The organism is Mesorhizobium sp. WSM4828 (genome assembly GCF_055811175.1).
Window position 1 is genome coordinate 64,631 of the sequence record NZ_JBVVQK010000012.1, and the last position, 21,965, is coordinate 86,595.

Annotated in this window: 27 protein-coding genes; 9 read left to right on the top strand and 18 right to left on the bottom strand. The window is 63.9% G+C overall.

The genetic code is table 11. The features are described 5' to 3' along the window. The first annotated feature begins 72 nt into the window (after positions 1-72). Together AC0L2X_RS15845 and AC0L2X_RS15850 are read left to right on the top strand one after the other, a co-directional pair. The gene (locus AC0L2X_RS15845; RefSeq protein WP_473599989.1) at positions 73-753 is read left to right on the top strand and encodes a queuosine precursor transporter; all 681 of its coding nucleotides are present in this window, start codon (positions 73-75) and stop codon (positions 751-753) included. A gap of 83 nt (positions 754-836) precedes the next feature. Then, positions 837-1,508 carry a spermidine synthase gene (locus tag AC0L2X_RS15850; RefSeq protein ID WP_473599990.1) on the top strand — a complete coding sequence of 224 codons (672 nt, stop codon included), beginning with the start codon at positions 837-839 and terminating at the stop codon, positions 1,506-1,508. A gap of 55 nt (positions 1,509-1,563) precedes the next feature. Here AC0L2X_RS15850 and AC0L2X_RS15855 read toward each other — a convergent pair whose 3' ends face one another. The 6 genes from AC0L2X_RS15855 to AC0L2X_RS15880 form a co-directional block, all read right to left on the bottom strand. Beyond that, positions 1,564-2,049 (bottom strand): SRPBCC family protein, encoded by a 486-nt coding sequence (locus AC0L2X_RS15855; protein WP_473599991.1) that lies wholly within the window; start codon positions 2,047-2,049, stop codon positions 1,564-1,566. Continuing rightward, a complete protein-coding gene (locus AC0L2X_RS15860) occupies positions 2,046-2,414 on the bottom strand; it encodes an ArsR/SmtB family transcription factor (RefSeq protein ID WP_352867153.1) in 369 nt (122 codons plus the stop codon). Before AC0L2X_RS15860 ends, AC0L2X_RS15855 begins: the two co-directional genes overlap by 4 nt. Positions 2,415-2,599: 185 nt before the next feature. Further along, complete coding sequence (locus AC0L2X_RS15865; RefSeq protein ID WP_473599992.1) at positions 2,600-3,625, bottom strand: esterase-like activity of phytase family protein; 1,026 nt, start codon at positions 3,623-3,625, stop codon at positions 2,600-2,602. Beyond that, the gene (cobT, locus tag AC0L2X_RS15870; RefSeq protein ID WP_473599993.1) at positions 3,622-5,520 is read right to left on the bottom strand and encodes a cobaltochelatase subunit CobT; all 1,899 of its coding nucleotides are present in this window, start codon (positions 5,518-5,520) and stop codon (positions 3,622-3,624) included. Before cobT ends, AC0L2X_RS15865 begins: the two co-directional genes overlap by 4 nt. Positions 5,521-5,531: 11 nt before the next feature. Further along, positions 5,532-6,518 carry a cobaltochelatase subunit CobS gene (gene cobS, locus AC0L2X_RS15875; RefSeq protein WP_473599994.1) on the bottom strand — a complete coding sequence of 329 codons (987 nt, stop codon included), beginning with the start codon at positions 6,516-6,518 and terminating at the stop codon, positions 5,532-5,534. Positions 6,519-6,641: 123 nt separating this feature from the next. Beyond that, complete coding sequence (locus AC0L2X_RS15880) at positions 6,642-7,271, bottom strand: J domain-containing protein (RefSeq protein WP_254816626.1); 630 nt, start codon at positions 7,269-7,271, stop codon at positions 6,642-6,644. A gap of 133 nt (positions 7,272-7,404) precedes the next feature. Between AC0L2X_RS15880 and AC0L2X_RS15885 the strand changes: the two genes are divergently transcribed. Then, positions 7,405-7,707, top strand: coding sequence for a BolA family protein (locus AC0L2X_RS15885; RefSeq protein WP_473555115.1), 303 nt, complete (start codon positions 7,405-7,407; stop codon positions 7,705-7,707). A gap of 5 nt (positions 7,708-7,712) precedes the next feature. On the opposite strand, the gene AC0L2X_RS15890 is transcribed toward AC0L2X_RS15885, so the two are convergent. The 6 genes from AC0L2X_RS15890 to AC0L2X_RS15915 all read right to left on the bottom strand — a co-directional run bounded on the left by AC0L2X_RS15890 (position 7,713) and on the right by AC0L2X_RS15915 (position 11,966). Further along, positions 7,713-8,105, bottom strand: coding sequence for a type II toxin-antitoxin system VapC family toxin (locus tag AC0L2X_RS15890; RefSeq protein WP_352489448.1), 393 nt, complete (start codon positions 8,103-8,105; stop codon positions 7,713-7,715). Positions 8,106-8,107: 2 nt separating this feature from the next. Further along, complete coding sequence (locus tag AC0L2X_RS15895) at positions 8,108-8,341, bottom strand: type II toxin-antitoxin system Phd/YefM family antitoxin (RefSeq protein ID WP_473555114.1); 234 nt, start codon at positions 8,339-8,341, stop codon at positions 8,108-8,110. 161 nt (positions 8,342-8,502) lie between these two features. Further along, the gene (locus AC0L2X_RS15900) at positions 8,503-9,312 is read right to left on the bottom strand and encodes an alpha/beta hydrolase (RefSeq protein ID WP_473599995.1); all 810 of its coding nucleotides are present in this window, start codon (positions 9,310-9,312) and stop codon (positions 8,503-8,505) included. A gap of 40 nt (positions 9,313-9,352) precedes the next feature. After that, complete coding sequence (locus AC0L2X_RS15905; protein ID WP_352489387.1) at positions 9,353-10,249, bottom strand: HlyC/CorC family transporter; 897 nt, start codon at positions 10,247-10,249, stop codon at positions 9,353-9,355. After that, on the bottom strand, positions 10,246-11,367 hold the full coding sequence (gene aroB, locus AC0L2X_RS15910; protein WP_473599996.1) for a 3-dehydroquinate synthase: 1,122 nt from the start codon (positions 11,365-11,367) through the stop codon (positions 10,246-10,248). The genes AC0L2X_RS15905 and aroB overlap by 4 nt, the downstream gene beginning before the upstream one ends. After that, positions 11,364-11,966, bottom strand: coding sequence for a shikimate kinase (locus AC0L2X_RS15915; RefSeq protein WP_473599997.1), 603 nt, complete (start codon positions 11,964-11,966; stop codon positions 11,364-11,366). Before AC0L2X_RS15915 ends, aroB begins: the two co-directional genes overlap by 4 nt. A 166-nt stretch (positions 11,967-12,132) precedes the next feature. On the opposite strand from AC0L2X_RS15915, the gene AC0L2X_RS15920 reads away from it, so the two are divergent. The 5 genes from AC0L2X_RS15920 (at position 12,133) to AC0L2X_RS15940 (ending at position 16,053) form a co-directional block, all read left to right on the top strand. Beyond that, a complete protein-coding gene (locus AC0L2X_RS15920) occupies positions 12,133-12,282 on the top strand; it encodes a histidine kinase (protein WP_473599998.1) in 150 nt (49 codons plus the stop codon). Next, a complete protein-coding gene (locus tag AC0L2X_RS15925) occupies positions 12,279-13,196 on the top strand; it encodes a site-specific tyrosine recombinase XerD (protein ID WP_473599999.1) in 918 nt (305 codons plus the stop codon). The genes AC0L2X_RS15920 and AC0L2X_RS15925 overlap by 4 nt, the downstream gene beginning before the upstream one ends. Before the next feature lie 99 nt (positions 13,197-13,295). After that, positions 13,296-14,246, top strand: a complete 951-nt coding sequence (locus tag AC0L2X_RS15930) for an acetyl-CoA carboxylase carboxyltransferase subunit alpha (protein WP_023721141.1) — start codon at positions 13,296-13,298, stop codon at positions 14,244-14,246. Between the two features lie 212 nt (positions 14,247-14,458). Beyond that, complete coding sequence (locus AC0L2X_RS15935; RefSeq protein WP_473600045.1) at positions 14,459-15,781, top strand: L,D-transpeptidase family protein; 1,323 nt, start codon at positions 14,459-14,461, stop codon at positions 15,779-15,781. A gap of 5 nt (positions 15,782-15,786) precedes the next feature. Further along, complete coding sequence (locus AC0L2X_RS15940) at positions 15,787-16,053, top strand: sulfurtransferase TusA family protein (RefSeq protein ID WP_473600000.1); 267 nt, start codon at positions 15,787-15,789, stop codon at positions 16,051-16,053. Between the two features lie 165 nt (positions 16,054-16,218). Here the strand turns inward: AC0L2X_RS15940 and AC0L2X_RS15945 are convergent, their stop codons facing one another. Beyond that, positions 16,219-17,355, bottom strand: a complete 1,137-nt coding sequence (locus tag AC0L2X_RS15945) for a CobW family GTP-binding protein (protein ID WP_473600001.1) — start codon at positions 17,353-17,355, stop codon at positions 16,219-16,221. A 4-nt stretch (positions 17,356-17,359) separates the two neighbouring features. Beyond that, a complete protein-coding gene (locus tag AC0L2X_RS15950; protein WP_473600046.1) occupies positions 17,360-18,538 on the bottom strand; it encodes a D-alanyl-D-alanine carboxypeptidase family protein in 1,179 nt (392 codons plus the stop codon). Positions 18,539-18,808: 270 nt separating this feature from the next. Here AC0L2X_RS15950 and AC0L2X_RS15955 point away from each other — a divergent pair, with 270 nt between their 5' ends. Further along, on the top strand, positions 18,809-19,972 hold the full coding sequence (locus AC0L2X_RS15955; RefSeq protein ID WP_352451192.1) for a M20 aminoacylase family protein: 1,164 nt from the start codon (positions 18,809-18,811) through the stop codon (positions 19,970-19,972). Positions 19,973-20,037: 65 nt separating this feature from the next. On the opposite strand, the gene AC0L2X_RS15960 is transcribed toward AC0L2X_RS15955, so the two are convergent. The 4 genes from AC0L2X_RS15960 to AC0L2X_RS15975 form a co-directional block, all read right to left on the bottom strand. After that, positions 20,038-20,181 (bottom strand): glycine zipper domain-containing protein, encoded by a 144-nt coding sequence (locus AC0L2X_RS15960; protein WP_198023575.1) that lies wholly within the window; start codon positions 20,179-20,181, stop codon positions 20,038-20,040. A gap of 41 nt (positions 20,182-20,222) precedes the next feature. After that, a complete protein-coding gene (locus tag AC0L2X_RS15965) occupies positions 20,223-20,513 on the bottom strand; it encodes a hypothetical protein (RefSeq protein ID WP_352468681.1) in 291 nt (96 codons plus the stop codon). A 136-nt stretch (positions 20,514-20,649) separates the two neighbouring features. Then, positions 20,650-21,174, bottom strand: coding sequence for a hypothetical protein (locus AC0L2X_RS15970; RefSeq protein ID WP_473600002.1), 525 nt, complete (start codon positions 21,172-21,174; stop codon positions 20,650-20,652). A 127-nt stretch (positions 21,175-21,301) separates the two neighbouring features. After that, positions 21,302-21,628, bottom strand: a complete 327-nt coding sequence (locus AC0L2X_RS15975; RefSeq protein ID WP_023677873.1) for a DUF1330 domain-containing protein — start codon at positions 21,626-21,628, stop codon at positions 21,302-21,304. Positions 21,629-21,965 lie beyond the last annotated feature (337 nt).

Below are 21,965 nucleotides of genomic sequence, written 5' to 3' on the forward strand. Positions count from 1 at the left end.
GTCAGTCGCCTTCCAGGGCGTGACCCGGGTTCCGGATCGCGTTCCGCTGGTTCCATTACCCAGGATAAAAAAATGATTTTCCTCTCGCGGTACCTGCCCTTCGTGGCAGCCATGGCGCTCGTCGTCGTGGCCTCGAACATCCTTGTGCAGTTCCCGATGCAGGGTGCAATCGGCGGGTTGTCGTTGGCCGACATCCTGACCTGGGGCGCCTTCACCTATCCGTTCTCATTCCTGGTCACCGATCTCGCCAATCGCCGTTATGGGCCGGCGGTGGCGCGCAGGATCGTTTTTGTCGGCTTCATGACAGCGGTGGTCTGCTCGGTCGTCATCCCACCGCTGCTGTTTCGCCACGGCCTGATCGAATTCGAGACCGCCGCCGACCGGCTGGTGCGCATTGCCGCAGCGTCGGGCGCCGCCTTCCTCACCGCGCAATTGCTCGACGTCACCGTGTTCAACCGGCTGCGCCGGCAGAGCTGGTGGCGCGCACCGATCGTTGGCACGCTGGTCGGCTCCGTCTTCGATACGGTGGTGTTTTTCACCGTCGCCTTTGCCGCGGCCTTTGCCTTCGCCGGGCCGAACGACGGCTTTGCGCTGGAAACCGCGCCATTGATGGGCGTGCTGCCGGTCGAGACGATGCGCTGGATATCCTGGGCGCTCGGCGATCTCAGCGTCAAGCTGGTCATAGCGGTGGTGGCGCTGATCCCCTACCGGCTGCTTGCCGCCCGCTGGAGCCAGCCGGCACTGGCGGCATAGAGCATGATCCCGAACCGAAGGTCCGCGTTAGCGAAAAGTGGGAACCGGTTTTCGGACAAGATCATGCTCAAAGACTATCGAGCATGATCCCCTGGCTTCAACTGGACACGGCAAAAACGCCTGACGGCGGACAGGAACTCCGCCTGAAACGGCGCGGCGGCGAATTCTCGATCATGCTTGGCGCGAACGAGCTGATGAACAGCCGGCTCAGCGGTTCCGAAGAGGCGCTTGCGAAACTGTCCTGTCAAAGGATAGCCGGCCGGCAGAACGTAAGCATCCTGATCGGCGGCCTCGGCATGGGCTTTACCTTGCGCGCGGCGCTGGCCGAGCTTGGCGCCGATGCGAAGGTCACCGTTGCCGAACTGGTACCGGCGGTCGTGACGTGGGCGCGCGGCCCGATGGCCGAGGTTTTCGAGGGCTGTCTTGACGACCGGCGCGTCGGCATTCGCGAGACCGATGTCGGTCAGCTCATCCGTTCGCAGGCATCGGCTTGGGACGCGATCCTGCTCGATGTGGACAACGGCCCCGAAGGCATCGTCTACAAGGCCAATGATGCGCTCTACAGCGCAGCCGGCCTGATCAGCGCGAGAGCAGCGCTCAAGCCCGGCGGTGTGCTGGCGGTCTGGTCGCAGGGCCCTGACGCAGGTTTCACCCGAAGGCTCAAGCAGGCGGGCTTCACGGTCGAGAAGGTCAAGGTGCGGGCTCACGGCAAGCGCGGCGCCCGTCACGTCGTCTGGCTGGCAAGCAAAGCATAGCGGAAGCATTTCGGGCGGATTACTGTTTGGGCTCCGCCCGGCATGCCGCCACCTACTACTTCGCTTTCTGAAGCTCGGCGGCGAGTGCCTGCAGCAGCCCGCGCGTGCCCTCTTCGCGCCCTTGCGCTGAATCGACGCCATCGAAGAACGCACCCTGTTCGGTATAGGTCAGGCGGGTGCCGTCGCCGGAGGGTGCGAACTCGACGGTGGTGAGAGACGCCGACAGCGCCTGCGGCCCGACCGCCATCCGATAGGAAAATACGATGCGCCGGTCGGGGACGATGTCCTGGAATTGCGCATCGAGCCTGATCTCCGGGCTGCCCTGATGGCTGAACCGCGAAACCTCGCCGCCGCCGACGCGGAAATCGAAGGTGAATTCGGCGATGGTGAAGCCGTCACCTTCGACGCGCCAGCGCCGTACCGTCGCCTTGTCGGCAAAGGCGAAGAAGACGCGCTCGGGCGATTGCGGATAGGTCCGCTCGATGCTGAAGGTCGAATGGATGACGGAGTGATCGTCGTCAGCCGGGGCAATCTGGTTCATTTCTTGTCGTCCTTTTCCTGGTCGTGGAGTGTTGCGTTCGGTTGGTCCGTCTCCGCCAGAATCTGGCCGAGACGGTCGAGGTGGCGTTCGGCCGGCGTACGGCGCGCGGCGATCCAGTCGGCGAGCGGGGCAAGCCCGCCGGGCTCGATCCGGCAGGTGCGCACGCGTCCGACCTTCTCGCTTCGGATCAGCCCGCACGCTTCCAGCGCCTGGAGATGCTGGAGCACGGCGGCGAAGGTCATGCCGAACGGCTCCGCCAGCTGGCTGACGGTGGCCGGCCCGCGGCTCAGCCTTTCCAGGATTGCCCGGCGCGTCGGCTCGGCAAGAGCCCGCAGGATGCTGTCGATCTCGGAATACTTAAGCATAGACTTGAGTATTTCGCCGATGACACAAATTGTCAAGTCACGGCTAAGGTATTTTTTGCAGATGGTGGGAGCTGGCTGGAAACGATGCCGGTCATTGCCGAGGAAATCGCCAATGACATTGCATGCGCTGCGAACGACGCGGAAACGCCAGCATCGCCATCAGCCCCGCAACGGGCGATCGCGCGTCAATCCTCGTGCAAGATGAATTCCAGGTAAAGATTGCGCTGCAGGATCGAGTGGTTGTCGTCAGACATCATGGACACGATCAGCGCGCCGTCGTCGCGGGTCCAGACGTCGAGCGCTTCCATGTTGTCGATCTGGTAACCCATGTCGGCTTCAAGCAGCACCGGCCCGTCGGCGACGGCGCCCTTCTCGACGCTTTCGCCATAGATGCGCCGCAGCCGCATCTTGACGCCGCGGGCCATCGAAAAACTGCGCTCCAGCAGCAACAGGTCGCCGTCCGGCAGGAAGGCGCCGTCGGTGATGTCGAAATCGCCATTGCGCTTGACGGTGAAGACGCCCTTGTGCGGCCCTTCGATGATCGCGGCAAAGATGTTACCGGCCTCGTCGAGGCTCTTTTCCGACACCACGACCAGTCCGCCCTCGTGCTGCCCGTTGGGATTGGCGCGAGTGACGGTCTCGAAGCCGCGATTGCGGCGGAGTTCCCAGGCCGGGATCAGGAAGTCCAATTGCCTGAACGGCGCCTTCATGTCGTCCGGGTCGATCTTGAACTCTGCGATACGGTGATCGCGCTCGAAGCCGACCGTGGCGATGCCGTTCCGGACCGCGAGACCTTCGGCGTCGACCGCCCATTTCAGGTCGATCGGCTGGCCGGCCGCATCGACCATCTGCTGCATGCGAAAATTCTCGATGCCGGAAGGCCGCTTGTCGGCATCGTGGACGAGGGTGCCGAAGAACCAGAAGCCGGTGTCGGCGACGCCGATGAAATCGCTGCCCGGCTTGAGAAACCGAAGCGCCGACAGCGCGCCGAAATCGCGCGTCGGCGAGGCCATTTCGAGCCCGCCGACGAATTCGAGCGGCCCGAACTGTTTGTCCGGCCGGCCGATATGGAATTCGCTGATTGGCCGTGCCGAGATTTCGGCCGGCTCAACCGAGGCCGGCCCGGCAGCGACAGCCGGCGCCAAACTGATGCCTAACAACGCAATGGCGGCCAAAAGCGTCTGCCAAAAGCCGCCGCGGGAAAAAATCATCCGGCGCGCCGCATGCCGCCCCGCCGCGTATCGCGCACGGTTTCCTCGGCGAACAGCGAGGCCAGCTGCTCGGTCATGGCGCCGGCCAGTTCTTCGGCATCGACGATGGTGACGGCGCGGCGATAGTAGCGGGTGACGTCGTGGCCGATGCCGATGGCCAGAAGCTCGACCGGCGAGCGCGTCTCGATGAGCTCGATGATGGCGCGCAGATGCCGCTCGAGATAATTGCCCGGATTGACCGACAGCGTCGAATCGTCGACCGGCGCGCCGTCCGAGATCATCATCAGAATCTTGCGCTGCTCCGGCCGCGCGATCAGCCGGTTGTGCGCCCACAGCAGCGCCTCGCCGTCGATGTTTTCCTTGAGCAGCCCCTCGCGCATCATCAGGCCGAGATTACGGCGCGCCCGCCGCCACGGATGGTCGGCGGATTTGTAGATGATGTGGCGCAGATCGTTGAGACGGCCGGGGTTCGGCGGCTTGCCTTCCTTCAGCCATTTCTCGCGCGCCTGCCCGCCCTTCCAGGCGCGGGTGGTGAAGCCGAGGATTTCGACCGAAACGCCGCAGCGTTCCAGCGTACGCGCCAGGATGTCGGCGCAGGTCGCCGCGACCGTGATCGGCCGGCCGCGCATCGAGCCCGAATTGTCGAGCACCAGCGACACCACCGTGTCGCGGAATTTGGTGTCGCGCTCCTGCTTGAAGGACAGAGGCTGCATCGGATCGATGACGACGCGCACCAACCGCGCCGGATCGAGATAGCCCTCTTCGAGATCGAAATCCCAGGAGCGGTTCTGCTGCGCCATCAGCCGGCGCTGCAGCCGGTTGGCCAGCCGCCCGACAACGCCGGAAAGATTGGCGAGCTGCTTGTCGAGGAAGGCGCGCAGCCGGTCGAGCTCCTCCTCTTCGCACAGTTCTTCCGCGCCTACGGTTTCGTCGAAGGCCGTGGTGAAGACCTTGTAGTCGATCTCTTTCGGCAGATTGGTGAAAGGATTGTCGTTGCGGCGCGCCTCGCCGGGCGTCTCCGCATCGGCGTCGTCATCGTCGGAGAGATCCTCGGCGGTGGCGTCGGAGGCTTCCGTCTCGGCCGATTGCTCGTCGTCCGACGATGCCTCGGTATCCTCGGACTGCGACTGCTCGGAGCCGGAATCGTCTTCGCCGCTCTCCTCGTTCTGCTCCTCGCCTTGCGGCTGGTTTTCGTCGTTGTCCTCGGAGTCTTCCGTCTCCTGGTCGTCGCCGAGTTCCTCCGCCATTTCCATGGAGGCGAGCATCTCGCGCACGACGCGGGCGAACGCCTGCTGGTCGTCGAGCTTTGCCGACAGCCCATCGAGGTCGGCGCTGGCCTTTTCCTCGACCCAGGGCCGCCAGAGGTCGACCAGCCGTTCGCCGCTCTTCGGCACAGCGCGGCCGGTCAGCTTTTCGCGCACCATCAGCGCCAGCGCTTCCTCGATCGGCGCGTCGGCCTTGTCCTTGACGTCGACGAGGTTGGCTCTGGCGTATTTGTCCTCCAGCATCGAGCCGATATTGTCGGCAACGCCCTGCATGGCGCGGCTGCCGATCGCCTCGACCCGGGCCTGCTCGACCGCGTCATAGATGGCGCGGGCCTGTTTGCCTTCCGGCGCCAGCCTGGTGTGGATGCGCGCATCGTGGCAGGCGCGCTTCAGCGCCATGGAATCGCCGAGCCCGCGGGTGATGGCGATGTCCGCTTTCGATGCCTTCTTCGGCAATTCCGGCAGCCGGGCACGGCTGCCGGCCAGCGCCGGCCGGTCCTTGGCGAAGCCGACCTCGAGATCCTTGTCGCCGGCGATGGCGCGCATGCAGACGGTGACCGCGCGCTTGAAGCTGTCGTTCTCAGCGCCGGTCTTGGATTTGTTTCGCGTGTTGTCGCCCGGACCCGCCATCGAGACTCTGCTTAGCCCAGCACCACATTCGCCGCCGATTCCGGCAGATCCTGGCCGAAGGCGCGCTGGTAGAACTCGGCGACCAGCGAGCGTTCCAGCTCGTCGCATTTGTTGAGGAAGGTCAGCCGGAACGCCATGCCGATATCACCGAATATCTCGGCATTCTCGGCCCAGGTTATGACCGTGCGCGGGCTCATCACCGTCGACAAATCGCCATTGATGAAGGCCGACCGCGTCATGTCGGCGACGCGCACCATCTTGTTGACGATCTCCTTGCCCTTGCCGTCGCGATAATGCTTGGCCTTGGCCAGCACGATGTTCACCTCGTTGTCGTGCGGCAGATAGTTCAGCGTGGTGACGATCGACCAGCGGTCCATCTGCGCCTGGTTGATCTGCTGGGTGCCGTGATAGAGGCCGGTGGTGTCGCCCAGCCCAACCGTGTTGGCGGTCGAAAACAGCCGGAAGGCCGGATGCGGGCGGATGACCCGGCTCTGGTCGAGCAGCGTCAGCCGGCCCGACGATTCCAGCACGCGCTGGATGACGAACATCACGTCCGGGCGGCCGGCATCGTACTCGTCGAAGCACAGCGCGACATTGTGCTGATAGGCCCACGGCAGGATGCCGTCGCGGAATTCGGTGATCTGCAGCCCGTCCTTGACGACGATGGCGTCCTTGCCGACGAGATCGATACGGCTGACATGGCTGTCGAGATTGACGCGCACGCAGGGCCAGTTGAGGCGGGCGGCGACCTGTTCGATATGCGTCGACTTGCCGGTGCCGTGATAGCCCGACACCATGACGCGGCGGTTATAGGCAAAGCCGGCGAGGATCGCCATCGTCGTGTTCTTGTCGAACAGGTAGTCCGGGTCGATATCGGGCACATGCTCGCTCGTCACCGAATAGGCCGGCACCACCATCCTGGAGTCGAAGCCGAATGTCTCCTTCACCGACACCGTTGTGTCGGGCAGGTTGGCGATGTCGCGATCGACCTTGTTCATCTCTATCAACGTCTCCACAAGCGAAACGCCGCGTTTCGCTGGCAATCGATTTTGTTCGGGGGCGGTCTTAGAGCCTTTTCCAACCTTATGAAAGTTGGAAAGCGACACGAACCGTATGGTCGCTCAGCACAAACCTGCCTGCTTGAGCACGCGATACGCCTGGAGCACATCGCGGAACCGGTCTTCCGAACCTCTGTCGCCGCCATTCGCATCCGGATGGTGGCGTTTCACAAGTTCCTTATAGCGCGCCTTGATATCCTTGCCACTTGCCTTTGTATCAAGGCCAAGCGTTTCCAGTGCCTTGGCCTCAAGCGGCTTGGCCTTGCGCTCGCGTGCTTCGCGCGGGTCCTTCGGGCCTTTGAACAGGTCGAACGGATCGCGCATGCGATTGTAGTAGCCGGCGCGGCCGGAGCGCGCCTGGGCGAAGTCGGGCGAGGAGCGTGTCGAGGCGCCGTTGACGCCCATTTTCCAGGTCGGCCGGTGGCCGGTCATGGCTTCCTTCTGGAAGCGGGCGATCTCGGTGTCGGGAACGCCCGAGAAATAATTGAAGCCCTTGTTGTACTCGCGCACATGGTCGAAGCAGAACTGGAAATACTCGCCTTCCTTCATGCGTCCGACCGGAGCGCGGTGGGTACCGGCCTCCTTGCAGCCATCCCACTGGCAGATCGGCGAACGCGACTTCAGCTCCGCGTCCTTCTCCGGGCGGATGCGAATCTTCTCGAAATATTTTGGGTACGGCTTCATCTCACCCATTTATGGGCTGTTCGCGGATGCGAAACAAGAATTGACATTTTCGCGATGATCGCCCTAACCGCTGAATCGCGGCATAAAACCGGCGAATGGCGAATTTTGTGCGATGACATAGATGTGGTGAAGGGAAGCGGCGATGTCCATACAGGCAACGATGGAAGATAAGCTGAAAAAGGCGTTTTCGCCGGAACGGCTGGCCGTCATCAACGAAAGCCATCTCCATGCCGGGCATCATCATGTGGATTCCGGCCATCACGCCACCTTCGACGGCGTCGGCGAGACGCATTTCCGCGTCCGCATCGTCGCGCCAGCGTTTGCCGGCATGAGCCGCGTCGAGCGTCACCGCGCCGTCAACGATCTGCTGGCCGAGGAGTTGAAATCCGGCGTCCACGCCCTGGCGATCGAGCCGGCAGCGCCCGGCGAAACGACCCGCTGGTAGTTGCCCTACCAGATTGTCTTTACATATCGATAGTCTCGCAGCTTCTGATCCGCGGTCACCAAAGGTGCCGCAAATTTTCGACTGGTCGCAACAATGATCCGATCGGCCGGATCCTTGTGAAATTCTCCCGGAAGTTCGGTACTGTTCACGGCAATCTCATTGTCGACGGAAATGAAGCTCAGTTTTTCAAGCTTGCTGACCGTCGCCAGCCATTCACCCACATCCATCGATAGCAGGAGGCGCCCCCTGGAAATCAGCATGGCGATTTCCCATGCTGATATCGAGGAGATCAAAATCTCGCCGCCTATCCTCTCCCGCTCGATTGCGCGAAGTGCTGGTTCTGAAAGCAGATCGGTCTCACCGCCGACCCAGCGGACGAGAACATGCGTGTCCAGCACGATCAATTGCTGGCTTCCCAATCATCTTCGGCCACCGGATCCGTGGGCCGGTCGTAACGCAGGACAGACCCACGCAGCACCTCCAAAGGGTCGCGCGCGACCGATTCATAGCGTCGTATCTCCAGTGTGGGCTGGCCGTGATCGGTCACAATGATTGGCTCGCCACTCGTTTCAACCTGACGAAAATACTCAAGAGCCCTTGCCTTGAACTTCGATTTCGACACCTGCGCGGCCATGCGCCACCTCAATGAACAAAATTGCCGTTCACTATGTAGGATTAGAAGTGACCATGGTCAATGACCACGGTCACAGCAATCGCTCGGCTTAGCCGTCCCTCGTTCCCCGCGTCCGCGCGCCCCTCACCTGCCTGCCGCCATCCAAAAGATGCGCTGGTAACTCAGCCGAGGCTCGCCCTCAGGAAAGCCATCACCGCAGCTGTCAATGCGTCGCCTTCCGTGCCGAAGTCGCGATTGATCGACATGTGCGAATAGGCGCTGCCGTCGAACAGCGTGACCCTGGTTCCGGTTGCACGCAGACGCCCGGCGAAGGCCTGCGCGTCCGCCGCGCGGGCTTTCGCCCGCGAATGGGCGATGAAGGTCGGCGGGTGCTTGCGGCCTTCGACGTAGGTGACAGGCGACAGCGCGCGCCACTGCGCCGGATCGGGAAAGGCACGGGCATAGACCCCTGCCATGCCGCCGCTCCTGGCCAGTGCCGCCAAATCGTAAGCCCTGGTGTCGTCGAGGATCAGCGCCGCGACGCCGGGCAGGCCGCCGCGCAGCCCGGTCAATGCGACGAGATGGCAGCCGGCCGAATGGCCCATCGCGACGATCCGGTCCGGATCGCCGCCATGCCTGGCAATGTTGGCGCGAACGTAGCGATAGGCCAGTTCGACATCAGCCGCCTGGATGGCGACGTCTGCTTCAGGCAACATCCGGTAGTCGATCGAGACGAAGCAGAAGCCATTGTCGAGCAGGAAACCAGGCTTGGAGTTGACATTGTTGCGGTTGCCGACCCGCCAGGCGCCGCCATGGACGAAGAAGACGACCGGCAGGCCGCTTGCGCCGTCGCGGGAATAGATATCGAGCTTGGCCGGCCCATAGTCGAAGGTTTCGGGCGATGGCAAACGCAGCCGCGATGCGGCACGAGCCTGTCCCGGCAGCAGCGCCGCCATCGACGCCAGAAGCAGGCTTCGCCGATCGATTGTCATAAACGCCTGACTGCCCACGGCTGCCACACGGTGCGCACCGTCATTCTCCAAGCATCGCCGGCTTGATCCTCAGCCGCGCGATCCGATTCTTGTCGCGTTTCATGACGACGAAGCGCTTGCCGTGAAACGTAAAGGCCTGCTTTTCGTCCGGAATCGATTGGGCCTCGTGGATGACAAGGCCGGCAATGGTGGTTGCCTCCTCGTCCGGCAGGTTCCAGTCGAGCGCCCGGTTCAGGTCGCGGATCGGCACCGTGCCGTCGACGACGACGGAGCCGTCGGCCTCCTGCTTGACGCCCTGGATGTCGATGTCGTGCTCGTCGGCGATCTCGCCGACGATCTCCTCGATGATGTCTTCCAGCGTCACCAGCCCTTCGACCTCGCCATATTCGTCGACGACGATGGCGAAATGCGCCTTGCGGCGCAGGAAGGCATTGAGCTGCTCCTGCAGCGTCGTGGTGTCGGGCACGAACCACGGTTTCGACGCGATCTTCATCACGTCGATCCGGGAGAAATCGTTGCCGACCTCGTTCAGCGCGCGCAGCAGATCCTTCGCGTGCAGCACGCCGACAATGTTGTCGAGCGACCCCTTCCACAACGGCATGCGGGTGTGCGGGCTCTGCAGGATCTCGCGAACCACCGCTTCCGGCGGGTCGTCGGCATTGACCGAGCGCATATTGGTGCGGTGGACCATGACGTCCGACACTTCGAGCTCCTCGAGGTCGAACAGGCCGCCGATGCGGGCGCGGTCCTCGCGCACCACCTGGCCGTCGCGGCGGAAATCATTGACGGCGCCGCGCAGTTCCTCGCGCGCCGAGCGCTGCGGCTCGATGCGTTGCAGCTCGTAGCCGAAGCCGGCGAGCAGGTGCCGGCGCAGGACGAAGCCCAGCAGGCCGAGGCCGGCGAGCACGGCAGCCGCGATCCAGCCGGCCTGGCTCATCCCGGATGATTCTCCCTGAGGAATGCCAGCACTTCCGAGGCCGGCACATCCCGGGCGATAAAGGCCTGGCTGATGCCGCGCGTCAGGATGAAGGTCAGCGCGCCGCGCGACACCTTCTTGTCCTGGGTGATGAAGGAGAACAGCGTCTCGGCGTCGGGCAGTTCGCCTGGAATGTCGGCCATGCGCCAGGGCAAGCCGACGGCGCGAAGATGCGCCTCGACACGCGCCGCGTCGTCGGGGCTCGCCAAATTGAGCCTTGACGAAAAGCGGTGCGCCAGCGCCATGCCGATGGCGACGCCCTCGCCATGCACGAGCCTTGTGCCGTCATAGCCGGTCGCCGCCTCCAGCGCATGGCCGAAGGTGTGGCCGAGATTGAGTAGGGCGCGGTCGCCGGTCTCGAACTCGTCGCGGGCAACGACGTCGGCCTTGGCGCGACAGGCCTCGGCGATGGCCGCAGCCCGCTCCGGCCCGCCGGCAAACACTTGGCGCCAGTTCTCCTCCAGCCAGGCGAAAAACTCGGGCCGGTCGATCAGCCCGTATTTGGCCAGTTCGGCATAGCCGGCGCGAAACTCGCGGATCGGCAGCGTGTCGAGCACTTCGGTGTCGGCCAGCACCAGCTTCGGCTGGTGAAACACCCCGACCAGGTTCTTGCCGCGCTTGCTGTTGATGCCGGTCTTGCCGCCGACGGAGGAATCGACCTGCGCCAGCAGCGAGGTCGGAACCTGCACGAAGTTCATGCCGCGCCGCGCGATGCCGGCCGCAAAGCCGGCGAGGTCGCCGACGACGCCGCCGCCGAGCGCGATGACGACGTCGCCGCGCTCCAGCTTGGCGGCCAGCACGCCGTCGACCACCTCTTCGAGATGCGCAAAGCTCTTGGTCGTTTCGCCGGGCGGCAGCGTGATGACGGCATGTTGGATGCCACCGCTTGCCAGGCCGGCCGCAAGCGTCGCGAGATGCGCGCTAGCCACGTTTTCGTCGGTGACGACCGCCGCCCGCGTGCCCGGCAGACGGCGCGAAATCTCGGCGCCGGCGCGTGACAGCAGGCCGGGACCGATCAAGATGTCGTAGGCACGCTCGCCAAGCCCGACTTCGACAGACACCGTTGCATCAGCGCTCACGACCGCACCTCGTCGATGTCGGCAACGCCAAGGTGGCCGCGCAACGCGTCTACCACTTCGGCGGCAATGATCTCCTTGCGGTCGTCGCGGGTCGGCACGATGACGTCGGCCGCGGCATAAACCGGGTAGCGTTCCGCCATCAGCCGTTCCAGCACGGCACGGGGATCGGCGCTTTTCAGCAGCGGCCGGTTCTGTTTCTTGGAAACGCGCTCCATCAACAGGCCGATCTCGGCCTTCAGCCAAACCGAAACGCCATGGTTGGCGATCGCCTCGCGCGTCTGCGCGTTCATGAAGGCGCCGCCGCCCGTCGACAGCACCTGCGGCCCGTGCTCCAGCACGCGCAGGATGACGCGCTGCTCCAGCGCCCGGAACTCCGCCTCGCCATAGCGCTCGAACAGGTCCGGGACGCTCATGCGCGAAACGGTTTCGATCTCCTGGTCGCTGTCGATGAAGGGCAGTGCCAGCATCGCCGCCACCTTGCGGCCGATCGCCGTCTTGCCGGCGCCCATCAGCCCGACAAAGACGATGGAACGGCCGCCCAGCCGGCCGAGCAGCGCGGCATGGCTCTCGCCCGGAGGATTTGCTGGTAGCGCGTTCATGTTTGTTTCTAGGGCCTCTTTGCCGGCGTATCGACATCAAAAGCCTGTTTGCGTCAAGCGCGGCGCAACCGGGATCTGTTATCGGCTTCACCCTTGAATTGGCCGGATTGGCGCCTCATAAGGACACAGGGTTGGAAATGCAGAATAAGACGACGGGCGAAAATTAATGCCAACACTGTTTCGCTTTGTCGTGACGCTCGCGATTCTGGCCGGCATTGTCTATGGCGCGATGTTCGCCCTGGTCATGTTCGTCGAGCCGAGAAAGGCGGAAATGAGCGTGCATATCCCTCCGGAAAAGCTCAATCCCAAAAAATGAACAGCGCCGCCCGCATCGAAGCTTTCCTGGAGATGATGAGCGCCGAGCGCGGCGCTGCCGAAAACACGCTTTCCTCTTATCGCCGCGACCTCGAGGACGCTTCCGCCGGGATCGGCGGCGGGCTTGCCGCTGCCACCAGCGCTGACATCCGCGCCTATCTCGACGACATCGCCGCGCGTGGCTTTGCCGCCACCTCGCAGGCGCGCAAATTGTCGGCGATCCGGCAGTTCTTCAAGTTCCTCTACGCCGAGGGCCTGCGCGGTGACGATCCGACCGGCACGCTGGACAGTCCGAAGAAGGGCCGGCCGCTGCCGAAGACGATGAGCGAGACCGATACCGGCCGGCTGCTCGACCGGGCCGCGCAAGACGCGATGGACCCCTCGCTCAACGACGGCGACAGCCTGGCGGCGCTGCGCCTGCACGCGCTGGTCGAGGTGCTCTACGCCACCGGACTGCGGGTTTCGGAGCTGGTCGCCCTTCCCGTGACGGTGGCGCAGCGCGACGACCGCTTCTTCATGGTGCGCGGCAAGGGCAACAAGGAGCGCATGGTGCCGCTATCGGCCAAGGCCCGCACAGCGATGCGGACCTGGCTTGCCGCACGGGCAGCGGTGCCGGCTTTTGCCGACAGCCCGTTCCTGTTTCCGGCTGCCTCCGACAGCGGCTATCTCTCGAGACAGGTATTTGCCCGCGAGCTGAAAGGGCTTGCCGCGCGAGCCGGCATTGCCACGGCGAAGATATCTCCGCATGTGCTGCGCCATGCCTTCGCCAGCCATCTGCTGCAGAACGGCGCCGATCTCAGGGCCGTGCAGCAGTTGCTCGGCCATGCCGATATTTCAACAACGCAGATCTACACGCATGTGCTGGAGGAGCGGCTGGTGCGTCTGGTCAACGATCATCATCCGCTTGCCGACTAGGCGTCATGTCGCTATGTGAGAACGACGTTCCACCGCGCCCAGCCTGCATTTTCAGGCTTGCGTCAGTCATTGCCTTCCGACTTGCCGGTCCGCCCAAGAATGTACAATTACCTCGATTTCGAAAAGCCTGTGCAGGATCTCGAAGGCAAGATCCTCGAGCTGAAGAAGCTTGCCGAGAACGGCGAGGCGGTCGATGTCGGCGATGAGATCGCCCGTCTCGAGAAGCGCTCGCGCGATGCGCTGCGCGACGCCTACAAGGCGCTGACGCCGTGGCAGAAGGTGCAGGTGGCGCGCCATCCGGACAGGCCGCATTGCATCGACTACATCAAGGGCCTGCTTACCGATTTCACGCCGCTCGCCGGCGACCGCAATTTCGGCGAGGACCAGGCGATCGTCGGCGGCTTCGCCCGCTTCCGTGGCGAGCCGGTGGCGATCATCGGCCAGGAGAAGGGTTCCGATACGGCAAGCCGGCTGAAGCATAATTTCGGCTCGGTGCGGCCGGAGGGCTATCGCAAGGCGGTGCGGCTGATGGAACTCGCCGACCGCTTCCAGATCCCGCTGCTGACGCTGGTCGACACTGCCGGCGCCTATCCGGGCGTCAACGCCGAAGAGCGCGGCCAGGCGGAAGCCATCGCCCGCTCGACTTCGGCCTGCCTTGGCCTGAAGGTGCCGTCGATCTCGGTGGTGATCGGCGAAGGCGGCTCGGGCGGCGCCATAGCGATCGCCACCGCCAACCGCGTCTACATGCTCGAACACGCCATCTATTCGGTGATCTCGCCGGAGGGCGCCGCCTCGATCCTGTGGCGCGATACCACGCGGTCCAGGGATGCTGCGACCAACATGAAGATCACGGCGCAGGACCTGCTGGAGCTGAAGATCATCGACGCCATCGTTGCCGAGCCGCTCGGCGGTGCCCATCGCGCCCCCGAAACGGTGATCGCCGCCACCGGCGACCTCATCGCCAGGACGATGAAGGAATTCTCCGGCGCCAACACCGACTTCCGCGAGCATCGCCGCGAGAAATACCTGGCGATGGGCCGCAATCTGTAACAACCGGCAGGCACGCGGCCCGAAATGTGGCGGCGTGAACCAGTTTCGCCACAAAAATGCCGCTGCATTCGGCTCAGTGGGCTTGCCGTAAGGGGACGCGCCAGCATGATTGCGGTAAGGAATTTTCAAGGTTAACGGGCTTAGGGTCCGTCAGTGGTCAGTTTAGCAGCCGCGGCATCCGCGGCGCAAAGATGAAGACGATAGCCATATCCATGTTTGCCAAGCTTGCCCGCACCGGAGTTCTGATCGCTGCGATCGGCGTCGCCGGCTGCAATGACGCTTCGATGAAGGATTTTGCGCCGCAAGCCAACAAGCCGCTGCCGGACAAGATCCTGGCCGAGATGAAAGCCAAGGGCATGGTCCGCACCTCCTCGGTGATGGCCCGCATCTTCAAGGAAGAAGGCAAGCTCGAAATCTGGAAGGCCAAGACCAACGGCCGCTACGACTTGGTCGCCAGCTATGACATCTGCAAATGGTCGGGTAAGCTCGGGCCGAAGTTCACCGAAGGCGACCGCCAGGCGCCGGAAGGCTTTTACACGGTCCGCCCGGCACAGATGAACCCGCGGTCGAATTACCACCTGTCCTTCAACATCGGCTACCCGAACGCCTATGACCGCGCCAATGGGCGCACCGGTTCCAACCTGATGGTCCATGGCGCCTGCTCGTCGTCTGGCTGCTATTCGATGACCGACGCGCAGATCGAGCAGATCTACGCCTTCGGCCGCGACGCCTTCCAGGGCGGCCAGACCGAGTTCCAGATCCAGGCTTTTCCGTTCCGCATGACTGCAGCCAACATGGCGCGCTATCGCAACGACCCGAACTACGAATTCTGGAAGATGCTGAAGGTCGGCTACGACAATTTCGAGGTCACCAAGGTGCCGCCGAAAATCGACGTCTGCGAGAAGCGCTACGTCTTCAACCAGGTTGCGGCCGACGGCTCGACCTTCAATCCGACCGGCCCTTGCCCTGCAACCACCCAGCCCGATTCGCTGAAGAGCGCCATCAACGCTTATCAAAGTACCTATGAGGCGGCCTTCAACGGCGCCGTCAAGGCCAGCGTGCCGGCGCCCAAGCCGACCATCGCCGGGATCAAGGAAGCCAGCATCGTTTCCGACTGGTCGAAACGGCGTGCCCGCGGCGAACGCGTGCCGATCGAGCCGCCGTCGCTCAACCCGGACGGCACGGTGACCGAAACGGCGCGTATGGGCCGCGTCGATTCGCCGGCCGGCCGCAAGATGGCGGCGCTCGACGCCGAAAAGGCTGCCAAGCAGAAGGCCGAGGAACAAAGGCTTGCCGCCATAGAAGCGGCCAAGGCCGCGAAAGAGGCAGCCAAGGCGCAAGCCCTGGCCGAGAAGGAAGCTGCCAAGGCCCAGGCGCTCGCCGAAAAGGAAGCTGCCAAGACCGCCGCAGAGATGCCTGTCGCCACCGCCACCGTAGCGCCATCTGAGGCCCCAGCAGTCGAAACGCAGGCTGCGGACGCCGAAAGCACGGCGACAAGATTGAAGAAAAAGCTGCTCGGCATGTTTGGCGGCTGAGTTTCATGCTTGGACAGGAAGATGGGGGCCAAGAAAACAGGCCTTCCAGCCGCGCCGCCGTCTACGACCTCAAAGGCTTGAACTGCCCGTTGCCCGTGCTCAAGGCAAAAAAGCGCCTGGCCGCAATGCCGCCGGGCAGCCGGCTGTGGCTCGAAACCACCGACCCGCTCGCCGTCATAGACATTCCCGCCTTCTGCGCCGAGACCGGCCATCGGCTGATCGAGACGACGGCGATATCGGGCGGCCACCGCTTCCTGGTCGAGCGCGGCTGAGCGGGATAATCTCCCCCCTCGCGGGGGAGATGTCGCCGAAGGCGACAGAGGGGGTCGCCTCGCGTAAAGCGCCAACCTTGATCTGCCGCAGGAGGCCGCGTCCGGTCGGGCCGACCCCCTCTGGCCTGCCGGCCATCTCCCCCTCGAGGGGGGAGATCGGCAGCTTCACCCACGCCTGGCAATAGCCAGCGGGTTGCTTTCCAGTGCTGCGCGGTCCGGCGTGTCGATCGACGGCCGGTTGGTGAAGGCGGCGAACAGCCGGCGGACATAGTCTTCCGGCATGTCGAGCGTGACCAGCACCAGCCTGGTGCCGCGCTGGCTGTCCGGCCAGGCCGGCAGTTGCACCGGTGGATGCAGGATCTTCTGCACGCCATGGATAACCAGCGGCCGCGACGGGTCTTCTGCAAGCTCGATGACGCCCTTCATCCGCAACAGGCGCTCGCCATGCGCCGAGCGCAGCAGATCGAGGAACATCTCGATTGCCGAAAACGGCACCGGCCCGTCATGGACCAGCGAATACGAACGCACGCGGGAATCATGCCTATGACCATGACCATGGTGATGGTGGTCGCCACCGTCATGCCCGTCGTCATCATGCCCGCTGTGGTCATGCCCGCTATGGTCATGGTCGTGGCCGGCTTCTTCGCCGAGCCAACGCTGCACATCGACCGATTTGGTGGCCGGATTGTAGAGGCCGCAATCGAACAGGGTCGCGGCGCTTGCCTGGCTCGTGTCGAGCACCACGGCGCCCGGGTTGAGCTGACTGAGCCGTGCCCGCAACGCCTCAACCTCGTCTGCATCCGTGGCCAAGTTGGCCTTGCTGAGCACGATGCGATCGGCGACCGCCACCTGCTTCACCGCCTCGACATGGGCATCGAGCGTCGCATTGCCGTTGACCGCATCGACCAGGGTGATGACGCCGTCGAGCCGGAAGGCCTGGACCAGGGCCGGATGCGCCATGATCGACTGCAGCACGGGGGCGGGATCGGCGAGCCCGGTAGTCTCGACGACGACGCGGGCAAGCCGGTCGATGCGGCCGGTCTGCAGCCGGTCGACGAGGTCGGCCAGCGTGTCGACCAACTCGCCGCGCACCGTGCAGCAGAGGCAGCCGTCGGAGAGCTGGATGATGCCGTCGGAGGCCTGCTCGACCAGAAGATGATCGATCGCCACCTCGCCGAACTCGTTGATGATGACCGCGGTGTCGGCGAGCGCCGGATCCCGGAGCAGCCGGTTGAGCAGCGTCGTCTTGCCGGCGCCGAGAAAGCCGGTGAGCACCGAAACGGGGATCGGGAAGCCGGCCATGCGGCTAGTTCAGCACCTTGGCCGGCTGCTGGACCTGCGCGGCAGTGGCGGATCCCGCCACAACAGGCTCGGCGCCGGCCGGCGGCGCCCGGTCCGGCCGCCATGTCGGTAGCGGCACGTCGGCATATTCCTGCCCGGAGGCGTCGAGCATCGCCTTCGGCGTCGGTCCCGTGGCGCCGCCGAGGCCGACCGCGATCAGCGTCGGCACATGGTCGAGCTTTTCCTTATAGGGCGATTTCGGCAGGTCCTTGCCCTTGTCGCCGACGGCCGGTGCTGCTTCCGACTGCTCCGCGACCGGCTTCTTCTTGCAGATTTCGTCATTCATGTCGTTGGCCGACATGGTGTCGCCATAGACAGGCAGCGCCGCGACCGTCAGCTCGCTCGGCGCCGGCGTTGCAAAGCCCTGGTCGAGCAGTTTTGCCGCCGTCTCGGCGCGGGTAATTGCCGATCGTTCGCCGAGCACTACGGCGACCACGGTGCGGCCGTTGCGGGTCGCCGAGCCGATCATGTTGAAACCGGACGAGCAGACGAAGCCCGTCTTCATGCCGTCGGCACCCGGATAGCGGCCGATCAGGAGGTTGTAGTTGGAGATTGCCTTCTTGCCGACGGCGAGGCCTTCGATCGAGAACCAGGGAGCATATTGCGGAAATTCCTTGCGGATCGCCATCACCAGCAAAGCGAGATCGCGCGCTGTCGTATACTGGTCCGGCGAATAGAGCCCGTTCGGATTGACGAAATGCGACCCGCTCATGCCGAGCCTCTGCGCCTCGGCATTCATGCGTTCGGCGAAAGCCGCTTGCGAGCCGCCGATATTCTCGCCGACCGCCATGGCGATATCGTTGGCCGATTTGACCAGCATCATCTTCAGCGCGTTGTCCAGCCGCATCACCGAGCCCGGCTTGAAGCCCATCTTGCTCGGCGGCTCGCCGGCCGAATGTTTCGTCACCTTGATCGGCGAATCGAGCTGGACCTCACCCGCGGCAATCGCACGAAACGCCACATAGGCGGTCATCAGCTTGGTCAGCGATGCCGGGTACCAGCGCCTGAATGCGTCCTGGTGCTGCAGGATCTTGCCGCTGTTCAGGTCGAACAGGATGGTCGGATTGGCCAAGGCAGGCCCGGCCAGCGCCGGAAGCGCCACCGCGCCCGCCACCAACAGTTTGAGGAAATGCCTGTAGCGCATCATAAAAACCGAAATAGCCTCTTGCCGCAGTCGCACCTGGCTCCGTAAGATTTCGTTACACGATCGCCAGGATAATGGTCCGGCCCTCTGTTCCCGGACCACAGTCGCGGTGCTATTTACTCTATGTGACGTCAACATGGCAAAGTGCTGCCGATCACAATGTGGAAGCAGCAGCACAATGCAAAGCTGCGTGCATGGTTGCAAGGCAGCAGGCACAATTGCAAAGCAGCAGGCCAAGACCGCCTGCTCCAACAGCGAAATGGAACCATCATGCCGATCCTGAACCGAGCCGCCGAAATGCAGGACGAGGTGGCCGGCTGGCGCCGCCATTTGCACCAGACGCCGGAGCTGAATTTCGACGTCTTCAAGACCGCCGCCTTCGTCACCGAGAAGCTGAAGGCTTTCGGCTGCGACGATATCGTGACGGGTCTGGGCAAGACCGGCGTCGTCGGCATCATCCGCGGCCGCCACGGCGAAGGCTCGACCATCGGCCTGCGCGCCGACATGGATGCCCTGCCGCTCAACGAGATCACCGGCAAATCCTATGCCTCGACCGTCCCCGGCAAGATGCACGCCTGCGGCCATGACGGCCACACCGCGATGCTGTTGGGTGCCGCCAAATACCTCGCCGAAACGCGCAATTTCGCCGGCTCCGTCGCGGTCATCTTCCAGCCGGCCGAAGAGGGCGGCGGCGGCGGCAACGAGATGGTCAAGGACGGCATGATGGAGCGCTTCGGCATCTCCAAGGTTTTCGGCATGCACAACATGCCGGGCCTGCCGGTCGGCCAGTTCGCCATCAGGCCGGGCCCGATCATGGCGGCGACCGCCGAATTCACCATCACCGTCAAGGGCCGGGGTGGCCACGCGGCGATGCCGCACGGCACCATCGATCCGATCGTCATCACCAGCCAGCTGGTCGGCGCATTGCAGACGATCGCCTCGCGCAGCACCGATCCGGTCGAGGCGGTGGTCGTCTCGGTGACGAAATTCCACGCCGGCGACGCCTATAACGTCATTCCCGAGACCGCCGAGATCGCCGGCACCGTACGCACGCTGAAGAAGGAGGTTGCCAAGAAGGCCGAAGAGCGCATCCGCGCGCTTTGCCAAGGCCTGGGCGCTGCCTTCGGTGCGACGATCGAGGTCGACTACAATGCCAACTATCCCGTCACCTTCAACCATCCGGAAGAGACGGTCTTTGCCAGCGACATCGCGGCCGACGTCGCCGGCGACAGCCATGTGCACCGCGCGATCCAGCCGGTGATGGGCGGCGAGGATTTCTCCTACATGCTGGAAGCGCGGCCGGGCGCCTTCATCTTCATCGGCAATGGCGATACCGCCGGCCTGCACAACCCGGCCTACGATTTCAACGACGAGGTCATCCCGCACGGCATGAGCTATTGGGTGAAGTTGGCGGAGACGGCGCTGGCGGCGTAGCATTTGGCACGGCGGTGCCGCGACCGCCGCACCTCTGAGCGGCCCGGCAGGACATGTTCTGCTGGTCACTTCCGGCCGGACGACTTCCGGGCAAGGCCGAAGGCAATGCCCAGAGCAATACCTATGCCAATGCCCGCAACAATGTTGTCCAACACGACGCCGATAGCCACGCCGATCACGACGCCGAGTGTGAGGTGTTTGGCATCCATTATGCCCGGTCATGTAGCGTGGAAGGGAAGAGCCGCAACCGCTACGGCCCGCTCTTCGGATCCTCGACCTCCAGTGCCTCCATAACCGGCGCCAGCTCATTGTCGTCGGCGGGCTGCGGTTCTTCGCCTGTCCTCGCCTTCTTCAGGGCTGCCTCGATCGCCTCCTGGATATTGCCGAGTTCGTCTTCGCGAACCTCGTGGCCATAGCCGGCAGCATCGGCATCCTGCTCGAATTGCTGCGCCAGGACGGCGACGCTCACCTCGCTCTCGGCGGGCAGATTGCCGACATTCTCCTGCAGCCAGGTTTCAAAGAACTCTTTGGTGGCGCTCATGCGGTCTCTCCTTCGGGACACTAAAGCGCGCCGGCATCCCGAAAGTTCCGCTATCTGAGCCGTCTTTGCGCCCGTTGCCGGCTGCCCCGCAATTCAGCGCGGCCAGGCGGCAACGGGCGCCGCCTGGCTCGGCTGCTTACTGGCTGGCAGCAGTCGTCGGTTCGCACGACACGTTCGGGTTCATGTCCGCGAACGCGCCGGTCGGGTTGCCTTTCCAGGCCCAGACATGCAGCTCGTAGAACGGGCCGAGGCCGTAGCGATTGGGCGCGCTGTTGAAGTTGAACAGATGCCCATCGAGCGAGGCCGGGCCTTTCGAGGTGATGTATTCGACCGCGATTAGTTTTAGCGTGCCGTCAGCCAGCGGCTCGTACATGACGGCTTCAGGCTTGGCGACATCGACCGCGTCATCCTTGAGGTAGCCGGGATTGACGTAGTGGATGCCCATGGCGCCGCCGGTGATGCCGCTGGCGCAAGGAATCGGCGCATAGCCCTCGGCAGTCGCCGCCGCCACATTCTCGAAGCGGCTGTTGGCCGCGCGTACCTTGTCGGCCAGCGGATTGGGACCGGACGCGGGCGCTGCCTGATGCGCCTGCGCCAGCGCAGTGCAGGCCGACAGCAGCGCCGCGGCAGCGAGGAACTTGTTGCGAAAGTTGATTGTCATAGTCGTTCCATTCTTCTTGAAAAGCACAGCCCGGCCGGCCGCCGGAAGTAAGGAGGCCCGGCAGGTGGGCGCTGTGGCTGTTGTTGCTGGGAGATCCCTGTCCCGATGCGACGAATGCAGAGGAAGATCATCCCTTCGGCAAATACGGGATGGTTCCGGCCAGATCGGAGTTGTCGATCAGCTGGAAACGGCTGTCGCTGCCGCCCTGACGGGCCGAAACGAAGGGTGCGTAGGCAGGATCGTCGGTGAAGGCGCGCGCCGCGGCCTCGGTCGGGAACGCCATCAAGGCAATCAGCGTCGTGTCGAGCGGCTTGCCTTCGAGCGTCTTCACATTGCCGCTGCGCGACAGATATCTGCCGCCGTGCTTGTGTACGAGGTCGTGGACCGACGCGGCATAGGCCGGCATCCACTTCGGGTCCCTCACCTTGATGTCTGCGATAACGTAAGCGGTCATGGGTCATGTCTCCTGTCGTGCACAGGGGTATCCCGTGCAGCGGCAGAGGGGTCGCATGGCAAGGCCGGCGCCAGCCAGTCCGCGATCTGTACTGGTGTGACGAATCCGAAATTCGCATTCACTTTGGAGCAACGCAGCGAGCGAATTTCGGATTCGAATGCAACACCAGCAAATGCCTGGATTTCCAGTGTGGTTTTGGATTTGAAGTTCCTGACGCTGATGCCACCCAGAACGCAGGAACTTCAAATCCACCACACCGGGCCGGTACAGTTTCTGTACTCGCCGCGCCGCCGGGAAAGGCCTATGGTCCCGGCTGAGTTTGAGGGGAAGGCAACAT

What these genes read in the sequence shown, in the direction of transcription:
- AC0L2X_RS15900 (WP_473599995.1), bottom strand. Translation starts at nt 9,312, where the DNA reads ATGACAATCGATCGGCGAAGCCTGCTTCTGGCGTCGATGGCGGCGCTG.
- AC0L2X_RS15975 (WP_023677873.1), bottom strand. Translation starts at nt 21,628, where the DNA reads ATGACCGCTTACGTTATCGCAGACATCAAGGTGAGGGACCCGAAGTGG.
- AC0L2X_RS15855 (WP_473599991.1), bottom strand. Translation starts at nt 2,049, where the DNA reads ATGAACCAGATTGCCCCGGCTGACGACGATCACTCCGTCATCCATTCG.
- AC0L2X_RS15865 (WP_473599992.1), bottom strand. Translation starts at nt 3,625, where the DNA reads ATGATTTTTTCCCGCGGCGGCTTTTGGCAGACGCTTTTGGCCGCCATT.
- AC0L2X_RS15850 (WP_473599990.1), top strand. Translation starts at nt 837, where the DNA reads ATGATCCCCTGGCTTCAACTGGACACGGCAAAAACGCCTGACGGCGGA.
- AC0L2X_RS15930 (WP_023721141.1), top strand. Translation starts at nt 13,296, where the DNA reads ATGTACAATTACCTCGATTTCGAAAAGCCTGTGCAGGATCTCGAAGGC.
- AC0L2X_RS15945 (WP_473600001.1), bottom strand. Translation starts at nt 17,355, where the DNA reads ATGGCCGGCTTCCCGATCCCCGTTTCGGTGCTCACCGGCTTTCTCGGC.
- AC0L2X_RS15920 (WP_473599998.1), top strand. Translation starts at nt 12,133, where the DNA reads ATGCCAACACTGTTTCGCTTTGTCGTGACGCTCGCGATTCTGGCCGGC.
- AC0L2X_RS15955 (WP_352451192.1), top strand. Translation starts at nt 18,809, where the DNA reads ATGCCGATCCTGAACCGAGCCGCCGAAATGCAGGACGAGGTGGCCGGC.
- AC0L2X_RS15925 (WP_473599999.1), top strand. Translation starts at nt 12,279, where the DNA reads ATGAACAGCGCCGCCCGCATCGAAGCTTTCCTGGAGATGATGAGCGCC.
- AC0L2X_RS15960 (WP_198023575.1), bottom strand. Translation starts at nt 20,181, where the DNA reads ATGGATGCCAAACACCTCACACTCGGCGTCGTGATCGGCGTGGCTATC.
- AC0L2X_RS15880 (WP_254816626.1), bottom strand. Translation starts at nt 7,271, where the DNA reads ATGGGTGAGATGAAGCCGTACCCAAAATATTTCGAGAAGATTCGCATC.
- AC0L2X_RS15860 (WP_352867153.1), bottom strand. Translation starts at nt 2,414, where the DNA reads ATGCTTAAGTATTCCGAGATCGACAGCATCCTGCGGGCTCTTGCCGAG.
- cobT (WP_473599993.1), bottom strand. Translation starts at nt 5,520, where the DNA reads ATGGCGGGTCCGGGCGACAACACGCGAAACAAATCCAAGACCGGCGCT.
- AC0L2X_RS15970 (WP_473600002.1), bottom strand. Translation starts at nt 21,174, where the DNA reads ATGACAATCAACTTTCGCAACAAGTTCCTCGCTGCCGCGGCGCTGCTG.
- AC0L2X_RS15895 (WP_473555114.1), bottom strand. Translation starts at nt 8,341, where the DNA reads ATGGCCGCGCAGGTGTCGAAATCGAAGTTCAAGGCAAGGGCTCTTGAG.
- AC0L2X_RS15935 (WP_473600045.1), top strand. Translation starts at nt 14,459, where the DNA reads ATGTTTGCCAAGCTTGCCCGCACCGGAGTTCTGATCGCTGCGATCGGC.
- AC0L2X_RS15915 (WP_473599997.1), bottom strand. Translation starts at nt 11,966, where the DNA reads ATGAACGCGCTACCAGCAAATCCTCCGGGCGAGAGCCATGCCGCGCTG.
- AC0L2X_RS15905 (WP_352489387.1), bottom strand. Translation starts at nt 10,249, where the DNA reads ATGAGCCAGGCCGGCTGGATCGCGGCTGCCGTGCTCGCCGGCCTCGGC.
- cobS (WP_473599994.1), bottom strand. Translation starts at nt 6,518, where the DNA reads ATGAACAAGGTCGATCGCGACATCGCCAACCTGCCCGACACAACGGTG.
- AC0L2X_RS15965 (WP_352468681.1), bottom strand. Translation starts at nt 20,513, where the DNA reads ATGAGCGCCACCAAAGAGTTCTTTGAAACCTGGCTGCAGGAGAATGTC.
- AC0L2X_RS15845 (WP_473599989.1), top strand. Translation starts at nt 73, where the DNA reads ATGATTTTCCTCTCGCGGTACCTGCCCTTCGTGGCAGCCATGGCGCTC.
- AC0L2X_RS15950 (WP_473600046.1), bottom strand. Translation starts at nt 18,538, where the DNA reads ATGCGCTACAGGCATTTCCTCAAACTGTTGGTGGCGGGCGCGGTGGCG.
- AC0L2X_RS15885 (WP_473555115.1), top strand. Translation starts at nt 7,405, where the DNA reads ATGTCCATACAGGCAACGATGGAAGATAAGCTGAAAAAGGCGTTTTCG.
- AC0L2X_RS15940 (WP_473600000.1), top strand. Translation starts at nt 15,787, where the DNA reads ATGCTTGGACAGGAAGATGGGGGCCAAGAAAACAGGCCTTCCAGCCGC.